Annotated in this window: 2 protein-coding genes; both read right to left on the reverse strand. The window is 70.7% G+C overall.

The genetic code is table 11. The annotated features are described in order from the left end of the window. The coding region (tsaB, locus tag FV228_RS27055; RefSeq protein WP_147857340.1) for a tRNA (adenosine(37)-N6)-threonylcarbamoyltransferase complex dimerization subunit type 1 TsaB at nt 1-520 on the reverse strand (520 nt) is incomplete at its 3' end. Between the two features lie 275 nt (nt 521-795). Further along, nucleotides 796-2,366: HAMP domain-containing methyl-accepting chemotaxis protein (locus FV228_RS27060; RefSeq protein WP_147857341.1), on the reverse strand; the 1,571-nt coding region annotated here is incomplete at its 5' end.

Consider the following 2,366-nt stretch of genomic DNA (forward strand, 5'->3'; position numbering starts at 1 on the left):
CGCCGCGGGCGGCCAGGGCGGCCGCCACCAGGGGCGCCCCGGAGCCGGTGAGCACCACGGGGCCGGCGCCCAGCCGTTCCGCGGCGACCTCCACGGGCAGATGGACCGGAGCGAGCCCGTCGTTCGGACCGAGGGCCTGGACGTAGACGGCACCGTGCCGGGCATCGACCGTGGCGGCGATCATGCCCTCGCCGGACTCCGCCAGCAGCGGTGCCAGCAGGGCCGAGAGGGTGCCGACGCCGACCACGGGCTTGCCGGTGGCGAGCCCGATCGCCCGGGCCGCCGAGAGGCCGACCCGCAAACCGGTGTAGCTGCCGGGCCCGACCGTGACGGCGATCCTGTCGATCGCCTCGAACCCGCCCTCGATCCGGGCGATCACCCGCTCGATCAGCGGCAGCAGGGCTTCCGCGTGGCCGCGCAGCATCGGGAGCGACTCGGCCGAGAGCGGCGCGTCGGCATCGTCCGAGGCGACGCAGGCGGCGCACAGGTCCAGCGCTGTGTCGATGGCTAGGATACGCACGCCCACTCCCGAATGCCGGACCGGACCGACGACCGCCCCCATTCAGCCCCGAAGGCCGCGAACACCCCAGGGCCACGTCCAGGATACCGATATCCTGGTTACGGTCCTAGCATTCTGGTGTGCATCGTCGTTTCCCGAAAGCCGGCAACCACCTTTCGGGATGAAGCTTCAGCGTTAGAACAAAACCACCGCCTCGTCAGCGCGGGTCGCCGACGAGAACCGCGTTGACGGGGGAGTGTTGCCGGCTTGCGCCGGTCTGCAACGCGGCGTGGGTCTCAGCCAGCGCGAACCGCGGTGAGGAAGCCCCGCACCTCGACGTTCAACTGCTCGGATTGCCCGGACAGCACCGAGGCGGAGGCCAGCACGAGGTTGGCCGCCGAGCCGGTCGCCTCCGAGGCCTTCGCCACCTCGACGATGTTGTGCGTGACCGCGCCGGTGCCGGTGGCGGCCCGGGCGACGTTGCGGACGATTTCCTGGGTCGCCGCGCCCTGCTCCTCGACCGCGGCTGCGATGCTCGTCGCGACGCCGCTGATCTCCCGGATCAGACCCGTGATCGAGCCGATCGCCGAGGCCGCCTGGCCGGTGGCTCCCTGGACCCGGCCGATCTGCGCCGCGATCTCGTCGGTGGCCTTGGCGGTCTGCTCGGCCAGTTCCTTCACCTCGGCGGCGACCACCGCGAAGCCGCGTCCCGCTTCGCCGGCCCGGGCCGCCTCGATCGTGGCGTTGAGCGCCAGCAGGTTGGTCTGGCTGGCGATCGATGCGATCAGCCCGACCACGTCGCCGATCCGCGCGACGGCACCGCTCAGGTCCTGCATCAGCGCACCGGTCTGGTCGGCCTCGCCCACCGCGCGCTGGGCCAGATCGGCCGACCCTTCGACCTGCCGGCCGATCTCGGAAATCGAGACGCCGAGTTCCTCGGCCGCCGCCGCCACGGTGTTGACGTTGGCGGCGGCCTCTTCGGCCGCGGACGCCACATGGGTGGTCTGGCCGGCGGTCCGGGTCGCGGTGGCGGTCATGGTCTGCGCGGTGGCCTGAAGCTCCGTGGCCGAGGACGAGACCTGTCCGACGATCCCGCCGACCGCTTCCTCGAAGTGATCGGCCAGGTCGACCATCGTGCGCCGCCGCTCCGCGGCCGCGGCGTCGTCCGCCTTTCGCTTGAGTTCCGCCTCCGCGGCGGCCTTCTGCACGACCATGGCCTTGATACCCTCCACGGCCCGTCCCACCGTCCCGATCTCGTCCCCCCGGCGGGCTTCCACGATCTCCGCCTCGATCTCCCCCTTCGCCATGCGCTGCAGCACCGCGACCAGGCGATTGAGGGGCCGCGTGATGCCGATCGTCGAGACCAGCAGGGAGCAGAGGATGCCGACCAGCATGCCCAGGGCGCCGAAGCCGATCAGGTTCCAGCGTGTGGCGTTGGTCTCGGCGGTGAGGTCGCGGGAGCGCTTGCGCATGTAGTCTTCGATCGCATCGCCGAGCTTGGTCCCCTCGATCCCGAGGGTCACGAAGATCGGCTCGCTCTTGTCGTGGGCATGTTTCAGCGCGGCGCTGACCGCGCCGGAGATGGCGAGGCGCCGCGCCTCCGACGCCTCGGCCACGAACCGCACGGTGCGATCGCGCTGCGCCTGGATCAGGTCGTTGAAGGCCGGGACCTGCTGGGCGACATCGGACAACGTCTTGTCGGCCTGCCCGATGATGATCTCGAACTGCTTGCCCGCCTGGCGGATCTGCTCGGGATCGGTCTCGGCGATCGTCCGATACAGGAGATAGTTCATGGTGTTGTGCAGACGATTGGTCCGCCGCACGTTGGACACCGCCTTCGCCTCCCGGGCGATCAGGCTCGTGTATC

The organism is Methylobacterium sp. WL18 (genome assembly GCF_008040015.1).
Taxonomy (GTDB): Bacteria; Pseudomonadota; Alphaproteobacteria; order Rhizobiales; family Beijerinckiaceae; genus Methylobacterium; species Methylobacterium mesophilicum.